The following is a 17,637-nucleotide window of genomic DNA, read 5'->3' as shown; positions in this document are numbered from 1 at the left end:
GGGGCTAGCCGACTTGTCGTGCTCCTTGTCGCTGGCCTTGGGGCCTAGCGCCGGGTGGCGTCGTAGCCGAGGTCGGCACCGCGGCTCTCGTCGCTGCGGCGGCGCTGGCTGCCGCGCTTGCGGTTCTCCTCCTCGCACACCTCGTCCTTGCCACCGCACACCTCGCAGCCCTCCTTGAGGCCGAGCTGGTTGAGCCCGCCGCAGGAGCCGGCGATGGGCTTGCGGCCGAGGATCACCCCTACGGCCATGGCGGCCATGATCAGCAGCATGAAGGCGAATGCGATGATCCAGATGGTCATGAGTGCTCTCCTTCGGTCAGCGCTCGAGCAGTGGCTCGAGTGCGGTACCGTATTGAATGTCGATACCCTGTGGTCTCAGGACCACAAGGCGAATCGCCTGTTCCATGTCGGCGGCCGACGGCCCCGACAGCAGCAGCTCGCGAGCGCGTCGGTCGGCCTGCTCCGCCGTGTCGGCCACGACGCTGACCGCCAGCAGGCGCTCACCGCCACCGTCCGGCATCAGGGCGTCGCCAGGCGGCTCACGAGTGACCAGCGCGGCGTCGCGCAGCCGCAGGGGCGGTGCCGGGGCGTCATCGAGCCCCGACCGGTCGAGGGCCAGGCGCCAGGGGTGGCGCCCCGCCTGGCCCCGGGTGCGTACCACCCCGCCCAGCTCGACCATGGCATGGTCGATGCCGAACTCGGCCAGCACGGCATCGAGGCGATCCACGGCCCTGGCCTGCTGGGCCCCCCGCAGGGCCTCCAGCAGCGACGCGAGGAACGGGAGCTGCGCCGCGTCCCGCGTCGGCCAGCCGGCCAGCAGCAGGCCCTGCAGCGTCTCGGATTCGGTCTCCAGGCTGGCCAGTTCACCCTGGATGGCGGCCATCAGCAGTTCTCGTTCCGCTGCCTGCAGGTCGCCATTCAGCGTGATGTGGTAGCCGGTATCGAGGGCCACGCCCTCGAGGTGCTGCCAGTCGCCCTGCTGCCGGCAGCCGCCCAGCAGGGCAACCGGCATGAGCAGGGCGAACAGAAAGAGGGCTGGCCGCAAGGCCAGCCCCGGGTGTCGCCTCGCGGCGAGGGAGATCACCCGCCGAAGTCGTCCAGCAGGATGTTCTCGGGTTCCACGCCCAGGTCAAGCAGCAGCTTGATCACCGAGGCGTTCATCATGGGCGGCCCGCACATGTAGTACTCGCAGTCCTCGGGGGCCGGATGGTCCTTGAGGTAGTTCTCGTAGAGGACGTTGTGGATGAAGCCGGTGGGGCCTTCCCAGTTGTCCTCGGGCTGCGGGTCGGAGAGCGCCAGGTGCCACTCGAAGTTGGGGAACTCCTCGGCCAGCTGGTCGTACTCCTCGTTGTAGAAGGTCTCGCGCCAGGAGCGCGCGCCGTACCAGAACGAGATCTTGCGCTGGGACTTGAGGCGCTTGAGCTGGTCGAAGATGTGGCTGCGCATCGGCGCCATGCCCGCACCGCCGCCGACGAAGACCATCTCGGCATCGGTATCCTTGGCGAAGAACTCGCCGAAGGGGCCCATCACGGTGACCTTGTCACCCGGCTTCAGGCTGAAGACGTAGGTGGACATCAGGCCCGGCGGATGGCTGGTGTTGGGTGGCGGCGTGGCGATACGGATGTTGAACTTGAGGATGCCCTTCTCTTCCGGATAGTTCGCCATGGAGTAGGCGCGGATGACTTCCTCGTTGTTCTTGTGGGAGATGTTGAACAGCTCGAACTTCTCCCAGTCGCCCCGGTACTCCTCCTCGATGTCGAAATCCTTGAAGGAGATGTCGTAGGGCGGGGCCACCAGCTGCACGTAGCCGCCGGCGCGGAAGGCCACTTCTTCGCCCTCGGGGAGCTTGAGGTTGAGTTCCTTGATGAAGGTGGCGACGTTGGGGTTGCCGATGACCTCGCACTCCCACTTCTTGACGCCGAAGACCTCCTCGGGCACCTCGACCTTCATGTCCTGCTTCACCGGCACCTGGCAGGAGAGGCGCCAGCCCTCCTTCTTCTCGCGCATGGTGAAGTGGGACTCCTCGGTGGGCAGGATCGCCCCGCCGCCCTCTTCCACCCGGCACTTGCACTGGGCGCAGGAGCCGCCGCCGCCACACGCGGACGACAGGAAGATGCCGTTGGCCGCCAGGGTGTTGAGCAGCTTGCCGCCGGCCTGGGTGGTCAGGGTGTGCTCGGGGTCGCCGTTGACCTCGATGGTCACGTCCCCGGTGCTGACGAGCTTGCTGCGGGCAGCCAGGATCACCAGTACCAGGCCGATGACGACCACGGTGAACATGACCACACCGAGCAAGATGACTGTTGTATCAACCATGTCGGTTTCCTATTGCTTGACGTTGCCTGGTCCCCGACGGTGCCTTGCACCGCCGGGAAAACACGACCTGCCTCAGAGCTGGATGCCGGAGAAGGACATGAAGCCCAGCGACATCAGGCCCACGGTGATGAAGGTGATGCCCAGCCCCTGCAGGGAGCCGGGAACGTCGCTGTACTTGAGCTTCTCGCGGATACCCGCAAGCGCCGTGATGGCCAGCGCCCAGCCAACCCCGGAACCGAGGCCGTAGATCACGGACTCGCCGAAGTTGTAGTTGCGCTCGACCATGAACAGCACGCCGCCGAGGATGGCGCAGTTAACGGTGATCAGCGGCAGGAAGACGCCCAGCGCGTTGTAGAGCGTGGGCACGTACTTGTCGAGGAACATCTCCAGGATCTGCACCAGCGCGGCGATGACGCCGATGTAGCTGAGCAGGCCCAGGAACGACAGGTCGATGTTCTCGGCACCGCTGATCCCGGTCCAGGTCAGCGCCCCTTCCGCCAGCAGGAAGGTGAACACCAGGTTGTTGACCGGTACGGCGATGGTCAGCACCACGATCACGGCGATGCCGAGACCGAAGGCCGCCGAGACCTTCTTGGACACCGCCAGGAAGGTACACATGCCGAGGAAGAATGCCAGGGCCAGGTTCTCGACGAAGACCGAGGCAACGAACAGGCTCAGATAGTGTTCCATGTTATACGGCCTCCTTCGGTTCGGTGTTGTGCTTCATCTTGAACTCGTTCTCCTCGATCTGCTCCGGGTTGAGGCTGCGCAGCACCCAGATGATCAGGCCGATGATGAAGAACGCCGACGGCGGCAGCAGCAGCAGGCCGTTGGGCACGTACCAGCCACCGTTCTGCACGGTCTCGAGCACGGTGAAGCCGAACACGCTGCCGGCACCGAACAGTTCGCGGAAGAAGCCCACGGTCATCAGGATGAAGCCGTAGCCCAGGCCGTTGCCGATGCCGTCCAGGAAGGACATCCCGGGGCTGTTCTGCATGGCAAAGCCTTCCGCGCGCCCCATCACGATGCAGTTGGTGATGATCAGACCGACGAACACCGAGAGCTGCTTGGACATCTCGTAGGCGTACGCCTTGAGGATCTGATCCACCACGATCACCAGCGAGGCGATGATGGTCATCTGCACGATGATGCGGATGGAGGACGGGATATGGTGCCGGATCAGCGACACGAACAGGTTGGCGAAGGCGGTCACGAAGATGACCGCCAGGGTCATGACCAGCGAGACGCTCATGCTGGTGGTCACCGCCAGCGCGGAGCAGATGCCGAGCACCTGCAGCGCGATGGGGTTGTTCTTGAAGACCGGCGTCGTCAGGACGCCCTTGGGAGTCGCGGCTGACATGATCAGGCTCCTTCAGCTTCGAGTTCGACGTCGGCGTCCTGGGCCTCGCCCGGGTCCACCGCGCTGCGGAACTTGGCCAGGTACTCGCCGAAGCCTTCCGGGCTCAGCCAGAACTGCAGCATGTTGGTGACGCCGTTGCTGGTCAGGGTGGCACCGGAGAGGCCGTCGACCTCGTGGTCACCGCTGCCGCTGCCCTTGGCCACGCGGATGGCAGGAGCAAGCTGACCCTCTTCGTCGAAGATCTGCTTGCCTTCCCACTGGGCCTGCCAGCGCGGGTTGTTGACCTCGGCCCCCAGCCCCGGGGTCTCGCTGTGCTCGTAGTAGGTGATACCGACGATGGTGTTGCCGTCGCCCTCCACGGAGAGGAAGCCGCGCATCAGGCCCCACAGGCCCTGGCCGCGGATCGGCAGGATGATCTGCTCGGGATCGTCGGGGTCACCCACCAGGTACACGGTGGCGTAGTTCTCGACACGGGAGAGGCCCGCCGGGTCACGCGCGCCGGAGAGGGTCCGCGAGGCCGCCGGGTCGCGGCGCGCCTCGAAGCCGTCCCAGGTCTGCGGGTCGTGCTGGTCGGAGTACTGGCCGGTCTCCAGGTTCACCACGCGGGGCGTGATGTCCCGGAAGGCCGCTTCCACATCCATGCCGGGCTCATAGAGGTTGGCCACGTTGAGGATGTTGGTCTTGCGGTCCAGCTCCTGGTTGAGCTGCTGCAGGGGACGCAGCGCCACCGCGGCGGTGGAGACGATGACCGAACACACGATGCAAAGTGCGAACGCCACCGTCAGGATCTTCTTGATGGAGTTGTTGCTCTGTGCCATCAGGCAGTCTCCTCGGCCGGCACACCGGTGCGCTGCATGCGGCGCTTGATGTTGGCCTGAACAAAGAAGTGGTCGATGAGCGGGGCGAACAGGTTGGCGAACAGGATCGCCAGCATGATGCCTTCAGGGAAGGCCGGGTTCACCACGCGGATCAGCACGGTCATGACGCCGATCAGCGCGCCGAACAGCAGGCGACCCTGGTTGGTCATGGCGGCGGACACGGGGTCGGTGGCCATGAACACCATGCCGAAGGCGAAGCCGCCGACGACCAGGTGCCAGTACCAGGGCATGGCGAACATCGGGTTGCTGTCGGAGCCGATCAGGTTGAACAGCGCGCTGGTCGCCACCATGCCGAGGAAGACCCCGAGCATGATTCGCCAGGAGGCGATCTTCGTCCACAGCAGCACCGCCGCGCCGATCAGGATCGCCAGCGTGGAGACCTCGCCCACCGAGCCGGGGATGTAGCCAATGAAGGCATCCCACCAGCTGTAGGTGCTGGTCAGGGCGGCCATGCCGTCCTGGAAGGCGAGCGACAGCGCGGTGGCACCGGTGTAGCCGTCGGCCGCCACCCACACCGCGTCACCCGAGATCTGCGCCGGGTAGGCGAAGTAGAGGAAGGCACGGCCGGTCAGGGCCGGGTTGAGGAAGTTCTTGCCGGTACCGCCGAAGATCTCCTTGCCGATCACCACGCCGAAGGTGATGCCGAGCGCCACCTGCCACAGCGGGATGGTGGCCGGCAGGATCAGGGCGTAGAGCACGGAGGTGACGAAGAAGCCCTCGTTGACCTCGTGGCCGCGCTTGACCGCGAACAGCACCTCCCAGAAGCCACCCACGGCGAAGGTCACCAGGTAGATCGGCAGGAAGTAGGTGGCGCCGAGCACGAAGTTGGCCCACAGGCTGTCCGGGTTGTGGCCTGAGGCCAGCACCATCATGATCGCCTCGCGCCAGCCGGCCATGGAGGCGTAGCCGTCGGCGATGGCGGTGTTGGCCTGCCAGCCGGCGTTCCACATGCCGAAGAACATCGCCGGGAAGGTGCACATCCAGACGGTGATCATGATGCGCTTGAGGTCGACCCCGTCACGCACGTGGGCGGTGGTCTTGGCCACGCTGGGCGGCGCATAGAAGATGGTGTCTACCGCTTCAAAGAGGGGGTAGAACTTCTCGTACTTGCCGCCCTTGTGGAAGTGCGGCTCGAGATTGTCGAGTGTCTGTCGAATCGGCATGATCAGGCCTCTTTCTCGATCAGGGTGAGGTTGTCACGCAGGATGGGACCGTACTCGTACTTTCCCGGACACACGTAGGTGCACAGGGCCAGGTCCTCTTCATCCAGCTCCAGACACCCGAGCTGCATGGCAGTCTCGATGTCACCGACGATCAGCGAGCGCAGCAGCTGCGTGGGCAGGATATCCAGCGGCATCACGGTCTCGTAGGCCCCCACCGGCACCATGGCCCGCTCGGAGCCGTTGGTGGAGGTGGTCGGCGCGTAGTCCTTGAGCCCGGTGATCTTCGACAGGTAGATGCCCAGCACCGAGTGGCGGTTGGCGCCCGGTGAGAGCCAGCCCATGAAGAGGCGCTTGTTGCCCTCCTCGAGGAGGCTGAACTGGTTGTGGAAGCGACCCAGGTAGCGAAGGCTGCCTTCGCAGGCAAAACCGGAGAAGACCGAGCCGGAAATCACGCGGGTGCCTTCGGGGTCGACCACTTCACCGGCCAGCAGTTCCTCGGTGCTGGCCCCGATACGGGTGCGCAGCAGGCGCGGATTCTCGGCGCGCGGACCGCCCACCGCCACGATGCGGCTGACGTCCAGCTTGCCTTCCGCGAAGAACTTGCCGAAGGCGATGACGTCCTGGTAGCCGATGTGCCAGACGCGCTTGTGCAGCGCCACCGGCGAGAGGTGGTGGATATGGGTGCCGACCAGGCCGGCCGGGTGCGGACCGCCGAAGGTCTCGACCTGCACGCCCTTGACGTCACCGCCCGGGATGCGCGCCTCGGGCGCGGTGCACAGGTAGACCTTGCCCTCGGTCAGGCGGGCCAGCACCTTGAGGCCATCCTCGAAGGCCTCGGGCTGCTCGTTGATGATCTCGGCAGGGTTCGGGCACAGCGGATGGGTGTCCACGGCGGTGACGAAGATATCCGTCGGGATACCGTCGATGGCCGGGGTGCGCGAGTAGGGACGGGTGCGCAGCGCGGTCCACAGGCCCGACTCGACCAGCTGATCGACCACCGCCTGACGCTCGAGGCCCTCGAGCTTGTCACGGCCGTGGGCCTTGAACTCGACGGCTTCCTCGGTCTCGTCGACCTTGATCACCACCGAGAGCAGGCGGCGCTTCTCGCCACGGTTGATGGCGACCACCTCGCCGGCGGCCGGCGCGGTGAAGCGCACGCCATCGATCTTCTTGTCGGTAAAGAGCAGCTGGCCCAGCTTGACTCTGTCCCCCTCCTGGACCTCCATGGTCGGCTTCATGCCGACGTAGTCGGGTCCCAGGACCGCCACATGGCGCACCGCGCGCGCATCCTCGATGCGCTGCTCGGGCGCTCCCGTGATGGGGAGATCCAGGCCTTTCTTGACTTCGATCATAGTCTCGCCCAGTTGATGGATCGGATAGATGAAGAAAGGGGTTCGAATGGGTTCGAATTCTTGTGTTTTCAGTACGTTACCAGTCAGGCCCAGGGCATGCCCGGACCACCCCGAAAAATCCCCCGTATTATAAAGACAAGGCAGGACGATGACCACCTGCGCGAAGGTCGCAGACGGTGACAGAGAGCAAGGGAAAAATTGTCGCAGGCCGTAAAGCGGCCAGGCGGCAGCGCCGAGCGCCGAGCGCCGAGCGCCGAGCGCCGAGCGCCGCATCATGATGTCATGGCAATTCGGGGCACCAACGAAGAAACCCCGCCGGATTCAACGCCGACGGGGCTTCTCGTTATCGGCCTCGGCTCCTGCCGCCCGTCACGGGTCAGCTTGGCGGCTCGGGGCTTGCCGCTGCCCGAAGGCCTTACGCGCTGGCGCGCGGCAGCTTGAGGAAGTGCACGTTGGACATGTGCTGCAGGATGCGGACCACCTGGCAGCTGTAGCCGAACTCGTTGTCGTACCAGACGTAGAGCACGGCGTTCTTGCCGTTGGCGATGGTCGCCTTGGCGTCGACGATGCCGGCATGGCGGTTGCCGACGAAGTCGGTGGAGACCACCTCGGGGGAGTCGACGTAGTCGATCTGCTTCTGGTAGGCGGAGCCGATGGACATGCGACGCAGGAAGTCGTTGAGGGCCTCGGCGTCGGTCTCCTTCTCCAGGCGCAGGTTGAGGATCGCCATGGAGACGTTGGGGGTCGGCACGCGGATGGCGTTGCCGGTCAGCTTACCGGCGAACTCCGGCAGCGCCTTGGCCACCGCCTTGGCGGCACCGGTCTCGGTGAGCACCATGTTCAGCGGGGCACTGCGGCCGCGACGGTCGCCCTTGTGGTAGTTGTCGATCAGGTTCTGGTCGTTGGTATAGGAGTGCACGGTCTCCACATGGCCGTGCTCGACGCCGAACTCGTCGTTGAGGACCTTGAGCACCGGCACGATGGCGTTGGTGGTACAGGAGGCCGCGGAGAGGATGCTGTCGTCGGCGGCGATGTCGTCGTGGTTGATGCCGTAGACGATGTTCTTGATGTCGCCCTTGCCCGGCGCGGTGAGCAGCGCCTTGGCCACGCCCTTGCACTCCAGGTGCTGGCCGAGGCCGGCCTCGTCGCGCCAGATGCCGGTATTGTCGACCACCACGGCGTTGTCGATGCCGTAGGCGGTGTAGTCGACCTCGGCGGGGGAATCGGCGTAGATCACCTGGATGACATTGCCGTTGGCGGTGATGGTACGCGCCTCGGCGTCGACGCTGATGGTGCCGTCGAAGGGACCGTGGACGGAGTCGCGGCGCAGCAGGCTCGCCCGCTTCTCGAGGTCCTTGGCGATATCGCCGCGGCCACGCACGACGATGGCGCGCAGGCGCAGCAGGTTGCCGCCACCGGCCTTCTCGACCAGCACGCGGGCCAGGATGCGGCCGATGCGGCCGAAGCCGTAGAGCACCACGTCCTTGGGCTCGCCGTTGTTGCCGTTCGCGTCATGGGCGTCGACGATCTCCTCGAGCTCCCGGCGCAGGAAGGCCACGGCATCGCCACCGCCCTGCTTCTTGAACGCCACGCCCAGCTTGCCGACATCGACGTGGGCCGGGCCCAGGTTGAGCTCGGTCATCGCCTTGACCAGCGGGAAGGTGTCCTGCACGGAAAGCTCGGTTCCCTCGACCTTGCGCACGAAGCGGTGGTCCTTCAGGATCCGGATCACGCTGCGGTTGAAGAGCGACCGCCCATAGAGGGTGGTGACCACGTTGTTGTGCCGGTAGAGGCTACCGATCATCGGGATCATCTGCTCGGCAAGCGCCTGGTTGTCGTGCCATTCCTGGAAGACGGTATCGGAGGGTTGCTGACTCACGTGAGGCCTCACTGGTGGGGTTATGGGATCGGCGCCATTATCCGGGGCCGACCCCCTCGGGGCAATCGCAGGATGGTCGCAGCCCCTGTAGGGGGATTACAGGAACGGCCGTTTGACTACAAGCCGGTTTGCCGACAGGGAGAGAGGCGGGCTGGTATGATGGTTGCTCTCCGGACCCGATTCCCATGACCCCCGGCGGACCGCCCCGCCGACAGCCGACCGACGTGACCATGCCGAACTTCTCGCCGCTCGACCCGCCGCGGCCCCAGGGGCTGCGCGACACCCTCTACTGGCAGACGCCCCAGGGCAGTGCCAGCGCCCTGGCCCTGGCACACCTCGCCGAGGATGCCCCGCTGCTGGTGATCACCGCCGACACCGCCCAGTCGCTGCGCCTGGAGAACGAGCTGCGCTTCTACAGCCGCATGCCGGTGCTGCCCTTCCCCGACTGGGAGACCCTGCCCTACGACAGCTTCTCGCCCCACCAGGACATCGTCTCGGCGCGGCTGCGCACCCTGCGCCGGCTGCAGGACGGGGTGCACGGCATCGTGCTGGTCCCCATCAACACCCTGATGCAGCGCCTGCCCCCGGTGGACTACATCGCCGGCCGGGTGATGACCCTGGCGGTGGGCCAGACCCTGGACCGGGAGGGCTTCCGGGATGCCCTGTCGCGGTCCGGCTACCGGGCCGTGGAGACGGTGTACGAGCCCGGCGAGTATGCCCTGCGCGGGGCGCTGATCGACCTCTTCCCCATGGGGACCGAGGCCCCGCTGCGCATCGACCTGTTCGACGACGAGATCGACACCCTGCGCACCTTCGACCCGGATACCCAGCGCAGCGCCGACCGGGTCGAGGCGGTGGAGCTGCTGCCGGCCCACGAGTACTCGCTGTCGCGCTCGGCGATCGCCTGCTTCCGCGAGGGCTTCGAGACGCTGTTCGACGTCGACCCCCGCCAGTGCCCGCTCTATGTGGACGCCCTCAAGGGCATCCCCTCCCCCGGCCTCGAGCAGTACCTGCCGCTGTTCTTCGAACAGACCGCGACGCTGTTCGAGCACCTCGCCGAGGGCACCCGGGTGGCGCTGCTCCCCGGCGTCTTCGACGCCGCCGAACACCACTGGGCGGCCATCGAGAGCCGCTTCGAGAACCTCGGCGTCGACCCCACCCGGCCACTGCTGCCGCCCCACCGCGCCTTCGTGCCGGTGGCCGAGGTGTTCGGCGCCATCAAGCGCCACCCCCGGGTGGAATTCATCGACGACGACGCCCACCGCCACGCCCTGGCGCCGACCACCCAGGCACCGCCCGCCGTCGGCATCAACGCCCGGGCCCGGGAACCGCTGGCCCCGCTGTCGACCTTCCTCGCCGAGCACGCGGCCACCCGGGTGCTGTTCGTGGCCGAATCCCGTGGCCGCCGCGAGGCGCTGGAGGAGGCCCTGGCACCGCTGCGCCTCGCCCTGCCCCATGTCGAGGACTTCGCCGACTTCCTCGCGGCGGACGCCCCCCTGGCGATCACCGAGGGCGAGATCGATGCTGGCCTGTGGCTGACCGACCCCGACCTGGCGGTGATCAGCGAGGCGGAGCTCTACGGCGACGTGGTGCGCCAGAGCCGCCGGCGGGAGAAGGCCACCGACGACAACGAGCTCGCCATCCGCCACCTCTCGGAGCTGCGCCCCGGCGCGCCGGTGGTGCACCAGACCCACGGCGTCGGTCGCTACAAGGGGCTGGATACCCTGGAGGCCGGCGGTCAGGCCGCCGAGTTCGTGACCCTGGAGTACGCCGACGGCGCACGGCTCTACGTGCCCGTCGACAGCCTGCACCTGATCTCGCGCTATGCCGGCGCCGACGACGAGCTCGCCCCGCTGCACCGGCTGGGCTCGGAGCAGTGGCAGAAGGCGCGCAGGAAGGCCGCCGAGAAGATCCGCGACACCGCCGCCGAGCTGCTCGACATCTACGCCCGCCGCGAGGCCCGCGAGGGCTTCGCCTGTGCGCCCCCGGACGCCGAGTATGCCCGCTTCGCCGCCAACTTCCCCTTCGAGGAGACCCCGGACCAGCGCGCCGCCATCCAGGCGGTCATCGGGGACATGACCGCCCCGCGCCCCATGGACCGCGTGGTCTGCGGCGACGTGGGCTTCGGCAAGACCGAGGTGGCCATGCGCGCCGCCTTCCTGGCGGTGCACTCCGGCCGCCAGGTGGTGGTGCTGGTGCCCACCACCCTGCTCGCCCGCCAGCACTACGAGAACTTCCGCGACCGCTTCGCCGATACCGCGGTGAACGTGGAGCTGATCTCGCGCTTCACCGCCGGCAAGGGGCAGGCCGCCTCCGTCAAGCGTATCGAGGAGGGCCAGGCTGACATCGTCATCGGCACCCACAAGCTGCTCTCGAAATCGATGCAGCTGCCGAAGATGGGGCTTTTGATCATCGACGAGGAGCACCGCTTCGGCGTGGCCCAGAAGGAGCGGCTCAAGAGCCTGCGTGCCGAGGTCGACATCCTGACCATGACCGCCACGCCGATCCCGCGCACCCTCAACATGGCCATGAGCGGCATCCGCGACCTGTCGATCATCGCCACCCCTCCGGCGCGGCGCCTCTCGGTGAAGACCTTCGTGCAGCAGCGCGACGAGGCGATCATCAAGGAGGCGATCCTGCGCGAGATCCTCCGCGGCGGCCAGGTCTACTTCCTGCACAACGAGGTGAAGACCATCGAGACCGCCGCCGAGACGGTCCGCGCGCTGGTGCCCGAGGCGCGGGTCGGGGTGGCCCACGGCCAGCTGCCCGAGCGTTCGCTGGAACGGGTTATGTCGGACTTCTACCACAAGCGCTTCAACGTGCTGGTCTGCTCCACCATCATCGAGACCGGCATCGACGTGCCCAGCGCCAACACCATCGTCATCGAGCGCGCCGACCGCTTCGGCCTGGCCCAGCTGCACCAGCTGCGCGGGCGGGTGGGCCGCAGCCACCACCAGGCCTACGCCTACCTGCTCGCCCCGCCGCCCAGGGTGATGACCAAGGACGCCGTCAAGCGCCTCGAGGCGATCGCCGGGGCCGAGGACCTGGGCGCCGGCTTCACCCTGGCCAGCCACGACATGGAGATCCGCGGCGCCGGCGAGCTGCTCGGCGAGGAGCAGAGCGGCCAGATGGAGGCGATCGGCTACGGCCTCTACATGCAGATGCTCGACCGCGCCGTGGCGGCAATCCGCGCCGGCAAGACCCCCAACATCGAGGCCCCGCTGGACGAGGGGGTCGAGGTGAGCCTCAACCTGCCGGCGCTGATTCCCGATGACTACCTGCACGACGTCCAGCAGCGCCTGGTGATGTACAAGCGCATCAGCAGCGCCGCCGACGAGGCGGAGCTCAAGGAGCTGCAGGTGGAGATGATCGACCGCTTCGGCCTGCTGCCGGCGCCGGTCAAGACCCTGCTGCGCCAGACCCGGCTGCGCCAGCGTGCCGAACGGCTCGGCATCGCACGGCTCGAGGCGGGCCCCGAACGCGGCCGGATCATCTTCGCCGGCCATACCCGGGTCGACCCGCTCACCCTGGTCACCCTGATCCAGCAGGACCCGGCGCACTACCGGCTGGACGGCGCCGACACCCTGCGCTTCGAGGCAGCCATGGAGAAGGAGGAGACACGCTTCCAGGTCGTCGAGCAGCTGCTCGAGACCCTCAACCGCAAGGCCGAGGCGGCGTAGCCGCTGGACGAAAGGCTGGCGTACCGCCGCGGCTCGCGGCAATCTATACTATGGGCTACCGCGTTTCATCGCCGCCGACCCCACGGCGCCGGGCAGGGAGCGCCCGGCACCCCCAACCCTGGCCGCGTCGACCCCCGTCGGCGCCCCGCAAGAGACGACATGACGTTGATGAACACCTCGACACTGGCCCGGCGCGGCGCCCGCTGCGCCCTCGCCCTGGGACTCTCCACCCTGATCGCCTCCGGCGCCCTGGCCGAGGAGGAGTGGCCGCGCGGCCACTTCCCGCTGCCCGAGACCGGCAACGTGATCGGCGAGAACTTCACCCTGACGATCCAGGAGGGCGACACCCTGGTGGACCTCGCCCGCGAGCACAACGTGGGCTACGAGGCCATGCGCATGGCCAACCCCGACGTGAGCCTCTGGGCGCCCTTCGAGGGCACCGAGGTGGTGATTCCCAACCAGCACATCCTGCCCGACGCCCCCCGCGAGGGCATCGTGGTCAACCTCTCCGAGCTGCGCCTCTACTACTACTCCTCCCCCGGCGTGGTCGAGACCTACCCGATCAGCGTCGGGCGCGAGGGCTTCTCCACCCCGGTGGGCGTGACCCGTACCACCGTCAAGGTCAAGGATCCCGCCTGGTCGCCGCCCCGCTCCATGCGCGAGGAGGCGGCCGCCCGCGGCGAGCCGCCGCCCGCCGTGGTGCCCCCCGGCCCGGACAACCCCCTGGGCCGCCATGCCATCCTGCTTGGCCTGCCGAGCTACCTGATCCACGGGACCAACCGGCCGGACGGGGTTGGCATGCGGGTCAGCCGCGGCTGCATCCGCATGTTCCCCGAGGACATCGAGTCCCTCTACGAGCGGGTGCCCAGCGGCACCAAGGTGAACATCATCGACCAGCCCTTCAAGGCCGGGTGGTCGGACGATGGCGTGCTCTATGCTCAGTCGTTCCCCCAGCTCGAGGAGAACCAGGGCAGCTTCGAGCCCCTGCTCAACGCCATCGAGGCCGTGACCCGGGCCTTCGGTGACGAGCAGCCGCCGGTGGACTATGCCCGGCTGCGCGAGCTGGTGGAGGCGCCGGACGGCCTGCTCGTCTCGCTGCTGCAGACCGCCGAGCAAGCGCCCACCCCCGCCGAGCCGGCACCCGAGGTGGATGGCCTGTTCGGCGGCGAGCTGGAGCTCAGCGTGCGATAGTCGCCGGATACCCGGTACCCAGAAACGAGAAGACCCCGCCGAGGCGGGGTCTTCTCGTGTTGCAGAACCGCCGCCACCCGAAGGTGGCGCCAGCCCTCCAGCAGAATTACTTCTGCATGGAGCGCTGGAACATGCGGTTCATCTCGTCACGGTTCTGCTCGGACATCTGCAGAGCCGCCTGGGCGTCACGCTGCGCCTGGTTGGCGGTGTTCTGAGCCTGGGTGGCGATGCTGCGTGCTTCTGCAGCGTCGGCCTGCGCGGACTCGGCGGTCTGGCGAACTTCTTCCAGCGCGCTGGTGGAGGCACAACCAGCCAGGATGGCCAGGGATGCAGCGGCGGCGGTCAGCTTCAGGGTGGTCTTCAGAGTCATGGTGTTCTCCTTGAGTCTTCCTTGGTACTGCGTTGGTGATTGCCTGACGATCAGGCTTCCTGCACATGCAGGCCATCTTGCAGCGACTTGTGCTGCGAAGCACAGGAGTCAAACGCTGTTTTATAATACAAGGCGGCGCTTGTCCATAGCTGTGAACGTCCCTTGCGCATGTAAAGCCTAGCGGATCACGACGCGAGTGCCAATGTCGATCAGCGAGGCGAGTCGCTCGATCTGGTCGTCGGTCACCGCCACGCATCCCTGGGTCCAGTGGAACTGCTGGTGGATCTCGGGGTCGCCCTTGCCGATCCCGTGGATGCCGATGAAGCCGCCGAGGGCCGTCTGCTGGGGCGGGTAGCCACGCCGGCGGTAGTAGTCGAAGTAGTCGTCGTAGTCCTGCTGGGAGTAGACGCCCTCCTCCAGCGCCATGCGCGCATGGGTCGGGGTGGGGTAGTCCAGGCCGATGAAGATGTGCCAGTCGCTCTCGCGGTTGAAGCGGTTGACACGGAACTCGCCCAGCGGCGTGACGTTGCTGCCGCGCAGACGGGCCGGCCTGGCGCCGCTGCGGCCCAGGGAGATGGGGGCGAAGCGCTCCAGCATGCGATTGCCGCGATAGACCGACAGCGCAGCCTCGCGATCCTCCACCAGCACCCAGAGCTCGTCGTCGTGGCGCGGGAGGTGCGCTCGCGACAGCAGCGTCTCGATCAGGTTGGCCCGCGCGGCCTCAGCGCCGAGCAGGGCGAACGGGGCACCGAGGGCCATCAGGGCGAAGCGGCGTCGTGAGAGGGGTTTCATCGGGGTATCACTCGACTCGGTTTCGGGCAGTGTGGCCAGCCGGACGGATGACCGCCGCGGCCCCTGGCATTCAACATCGTTTATAGCGCAATCGCCCCCTGCCTGTCAGGTGTTGACTGTCAAGGGCACGCGAAGATGCGCTCGATCATGGTGGCCCTCGGCGCGGGCATCTAGGCTAAGGGGGTCCGGGGAATGTCACCCCCGCCGGCATCCCGGTCCAAGGAGTCCTGCATGCCCGTCGATGATCCGCGTCCCGCCTCCCCTTTCGCGCCCGCTCCCCTCACCCGTGATCCCGACTTTGTGGCCTGGACCCGAGGCGTCGGCGTCATCCGTCATGACCCCGTCACCGTCGAGCGTGTCTCGCGGCTGCTGGAGCGCCATGCCGGCGACCCCGCCAGGCGCCGCGACTGGCTGGCGCACCTGCGGGCCGCCGATCGCCTGGCCTGCATGGGCATGTGGCTGGTGGCCCACATGACCTACGCCCGGCGGGTGCGCCTCGACGGCGAGCCGCTCGGTGCCGACGACTTCAAGCCGACTCCCGAGGGGCATACCGGGGGCGCGCTGAACATGGTCCCCGCCTATGTGGGCTACCTGGCCGCCAACGCCATCAGCGGGATGACGCGCAGCTGGATGATGGGTCAGGGCCACTGCGTGGCCGCCATCGATGCCGTCAACCTGCTGACGGACAACATGGGGCCCGCCCATGGGGCGCGCTACGGGCTCGACGACGCGGGCCTGACGCGCCTGGTCAACGACTTCTACCGCTGCGAGGTGAGCGCCGACGGCTACCCGGTCTCGCCGCTGGGCAGCCACGTCAATGCCCATACGGCCGGCGGCACCGGCGAGGGCGGCTACCTGGGCTTCGCCGGCCTGCAGTACGTGCACATGCCCCTGCCCGGGCAGTCCCTGGTGGCCTTCCTCAGCGATGGCGCCTTCGAGGAGCAGCGCGGCAGCGACTGGGCCTCGCGCTGGTGGCGACCGGACGATTCGGGCCCGGTGGTGCCGGTGATGATCGCCAACGGCCGGCGCATCGACCAGCGCACCACCATGAGCCAGTCCGGCGGCACCGACTGGTTCGAGGACCACCTGGTGCTCAACGGCTTCGCCCCGCTGACCATCGACGGCCGCGATCCGGCGGCCTTCGTCTGGGCGATCCTCACCGCCGAGGCGGAACTCGCCGACCAGGCCGAACTGGCGCGCGCCGGCCGGACCCGCTACCCGCTGCGCCTGCCCTACGTGATCGCCGAGACGGTCAAGGGCTTCGGCTTCCCCGGCGCCGGCACCAACGCCGCCCACAACCTGCCGCTGGTCGACAACCCGGCCACCGACGCGGCGGCCCGGGACGCCTTCAACGCCGGCGCCCGGGCGCTTCACGTGCCCGAAGGCAAGCTGCGCGAGGCCATCGCAACCCTCAACACCCACGCCCGGGACGCGCGGGTGCGCGAACGCGACCATCCCCTGGCCCACCCGCATCCCGACCTGCCCACCCTGCCCGAGCCGCGCGAGTGGCCCCTGGGCGAGCCTGTCTCGCCCATGGCCGCCATCGATGCGACCTTCGCCGCCCTGGTGGAGGCCAATCCCGGCCTTCGGGTGCGGGTGGGCAACCCCGACGAGATGCGCAGCAACCGGCTGAACCGCACACTCGACCTGCTGCAGCACCGGGTCACCGAGCCCGAGGACGGCGTGGCCGAATCGCTCCACGGCGCGGTGATCACCGCGCTGAACGAGGAGGCGGTGGTCAGCGCAGCCCTGGCCAACAGGCAGGGGCTGAACCTGGTGGCCAGCTACGAGGCCTTCGCGGTCAAGATGCTGGGCGCCATGCGCCAGGAGGCGATCTTCGCCCGCCACTGCCGCGAGGCGGGGCGCGAGCCGGGCTGGCTGTCGGTGCCGGTGCTGGCCAGCTCCCACACCTGGGAGAACGGCAAGAACGAGCAGTCCCATCAGGACCCGACCCTCTGCGAGGCCTGGCTCGGCGAGATGGACGACGTCGCCCCGGTGCTCTTCCCGGTGGATGCCACCAGCGCGGCCACGGCGCTGCAGAGCCTCTACGCCACCCGCGGGCGCATCGCCGTGATGGTGGTCCCCAAGGGCCCGGTGCCGGTGTGCCTGGACGCCGAACAGGCCCGGCGCCTCGACGAGGACGGCCTGCTCTGCCTGCGCCACGACGACCGGGCACGGCTGCAGCTGTTCGCCATCGGCGCCTATCAGCTGATCGAGATGCGCCATGCCCTGGCCCGGCTGGACGCCGCCGGCGTCCCGGCCAGCCTCTACGTGATCCAGTCGCCCGGCCGGCTGCGCGAGGCCCGGGACGAGCAGGAGGCACCCGCCCTGCTGAGCCAGTGCCGGCTGAGCACCCTGGTGCCGGAGGTGGCCCCCCGGGTCTTCCTGGCCCACTGTCGCCCGGAACCCCTGGCCGGGGTGCTGCGTCCGCTGGACACCGGGACACGCTCGCGCTTCCTGGGCTATCGCAACCGCGGCGGTACCCTGGACACCTTCGGCATGCTGTTCGCCAACCGCGCCACCTGGGCCCACGTGCTGGAAGCCGCCAGCGAGGTGGCCGAGCTGGACCTGGACGCCCTGCTGAACCCGGCCGAACGCGATGCCCTGGCCGGCGAGGGCGAGCCGGAGGCGCTGAGGTTCACCTGAGCGCCCCGCGGGCG

At 67.9% G+C, this 17,637-nt stretch carries 14 protein-coding genes; 3 read left to right on the top strand and 11 right to left on the bottom strand.

The window, feature by feature from the left end; translation table 11 throughout:
* Nucleotides 1–44: 44 nt before the first annotated feature.
* The 9 genes from nqrM to BDK63_RS14005 form a co-directional block, all read right to left on the bottom strand.
* Nucleotides 45–299, bottom strand: a complete 255-nt coding sequence (gene nqrM, locus BDK63_RS14045) for a (Na+)-NQR maturation NqrM (protein ID WP_183333016.1) — start codon at nt 297–299, stop codon at nt 45–47.
* 16 nt (nt 300–315) lie between these two features.
* A complete protein-coding gene (locus BDK63_RS14040) occupies nt 316–1,044 on the bottom strand; it encodes an FAD:protein FMN transferase (protein WP_183333014.1) in 729 nt (242 codons plus the stop codon).
* A 35-nt stretch (nt 1,045–1,079) separates the two neighbouring features.
* Nucleotides 1,080–2,312: an NADH:ubiquinone reductase (Na(+)-transporting) subunit F gene (gene nqrF / locus BDK63_RS14035; protein WP_183333012.1), complete on the bottom strand. Its 1,233-nt coding sequence runs from the start codon at nt 2,310–2,312 to the stop codon at nt 1,080–1,082.
* 72 nt (nt 2,313–2,384) lie between these two features.
* The gene (nqrE, locus tag BDK63_RS14030; RefSeq protein ID WP_183333010.1) at nt 2,385–3,002 is read right to left on the bottom strand and encodes an NADH:ubiquinone reductase (Na(+)-transporting) subunit E; all 618 of its coding nucleotides are present in this window, start codon (nt 3,000–3,002) and stop codon (nt 2,385–2,387) included.
* A 1-nt stretch (nt 3,003) separates the two neighbouring features.
* Nucleotides 3,004–3,672: an NADH:ubiquinone reductase (Na(+)-transporting) subunit D gene (locus BDK63_RS14025; protein ID WP_183333008.1), complete on the bottom strand. Its 669-nt coding sequence runs from the start codon at nt 3,670–3,672 to the stop codon at nt 3,004–3,006.
* A gap of 2 nt (nt 3,673–3,674) precedes the next feature.
* Nucleotides 3,675–4,490, bottom strand: a complete 816-nt coding sequence (locus BDK63_RS14020) for a Na(+)-translocating NADH-quinone reductase subunit C (RefSeq protein WP_183333006.1) — start codon at nt 4,488–4,490, stop codon at nt 3,675–3,677.
* Nucleotides 4,490–5,713 carry an NADH:ubiquinone reductase (Na(+)-transporting) subunit B gene (locus tag BDK63_RS14015; protein ID WP_183333004.1) on the bottom strand — a complete coding sequence of 408 codons (1,224 nt, stop codon included), beginning with the start codon at nt 5,711–5,713 and terminating at the stop codon, nt 4,490–4,492. The genes BDK63_RS14020 and BDK63_RS14015 overlap by 1 nt, the downstream gene beginning before the upstream one ends.
* Before the next feature lie 2 nt (nt 5,714–5,715).
* Complete coding sequence (locus BDK63_RS14010; protein WP_183333002.1) at nt 5,716–7,065, bottom strand: Na(+)-translocating NADH-quinone reductase subunit A; 1,350 nt, start codon at nt 7,063–7,065, stop codon at nt 5,716–5,718.
* 415 nt (nt 7,066–7,480) lie between these two features.
* Complete coding sequence (locus BDK63_RS14005) at nt 7,481–8,944, bottom strand: glyceraldehyde-3-phosphate dehydrogenase (protein ID WP_183333000.1); 1,464 nt, start codon at nt 8,942–8,944, stop codon at nt 7,481–7,483.
* A 230-nt stretch (nt 8,945–9,174) separates the two neighbouring features.
* Between BDK63_RS14005 and mfd the strand changes: the two genes are divergently transcribed.
* Entirely contained in the window at nt 9,175–12,624 is a 3,450-nt protein-coding gene (gene mfd, locus BDK63_RS14000; RefSeq protein WP_183333080.1) for a transcription-repair coupling factor, read from the top strand.
* A gap of 168 nt (nt 12,625–12,792) precedes the next feature.
* Nucleotides 12,793–13,815 carry a L,D-transpeptidase family protein gene (locus tag BDK63_RS13995; RefSeq protein WP_183333078.1) on the top strand — a complete coding sequence of 341 codons (1,023 nt, stop codon included), beginning with the start codon at nt 12,793–12,795 and terminating at the stop codon, nt 13,813–13,815.
* Nucleotides 13,816–13,921: 106 nt separating this feature from the next.
* Here BDK63_RS13995 and BDK63_RS13990 read toward each other — a convergent pair whose 3' ends face one another.
* Both BDK63_RS13990 and BDK63_RS13985 read right to left on the bottom strand, forming a co-directional pair.
* Nucleotides 13,922–14,185: an Lpp/OprI family alanine-zipper lipoprotein gene (locus BDK63_RS13990; RefSeq protein WP_110069744.1), complete on the bottom strand. Its 264-nt coding sequence runs from the start codon at nt 14,183–14,185 to the stop codon at nt 13,922–13,924.
* 177 nt (nt 14,186–14,362) lie between these two features.
* A complete protein-coding gene (locus BDK63_RS13985) occupies nt 14,363–14,977 on the bottom strand; it encodes a L,D-transpeptidase family protein (RefSeq protein WP_183332998.1) in 615 nt (204 codons plus the stop codon).
* Nucleotides 14,978–15,208: 231 nt separating this feature from the next.
* On the opposite strand from BDK63_RS13985, the gene BDK63_RS13980 reads away from it, so the two are divergent.
* Nucleotides 15,209–17,623, top strand: coding sequence for a phosphoketolase family protein (locus BDK63_RS13980; protein WP_183332996.1), 2,415 nt, complete (start codon nt 15,209–15,211; stop codon nt 17,621–17,623).
* Nucleotides 17,624–17,637 lie beyond the last annotated feature (14 nt).

The organism is Halomonas campaniensis (assembly GCF_014193375.1).
GTDB classification, from domain to species: Bacteria; Pseudomonadota; Gammaproteobacteria; order Pseudomonadales; family Halomonadaceae; genus Halomonas; species Halomonas campaniensis.
The sequence above is the reverse complement of the archived record's forward strand: the minus strand, read 5'-3'. Positions and strand labels throughout refer to the sequence as shown.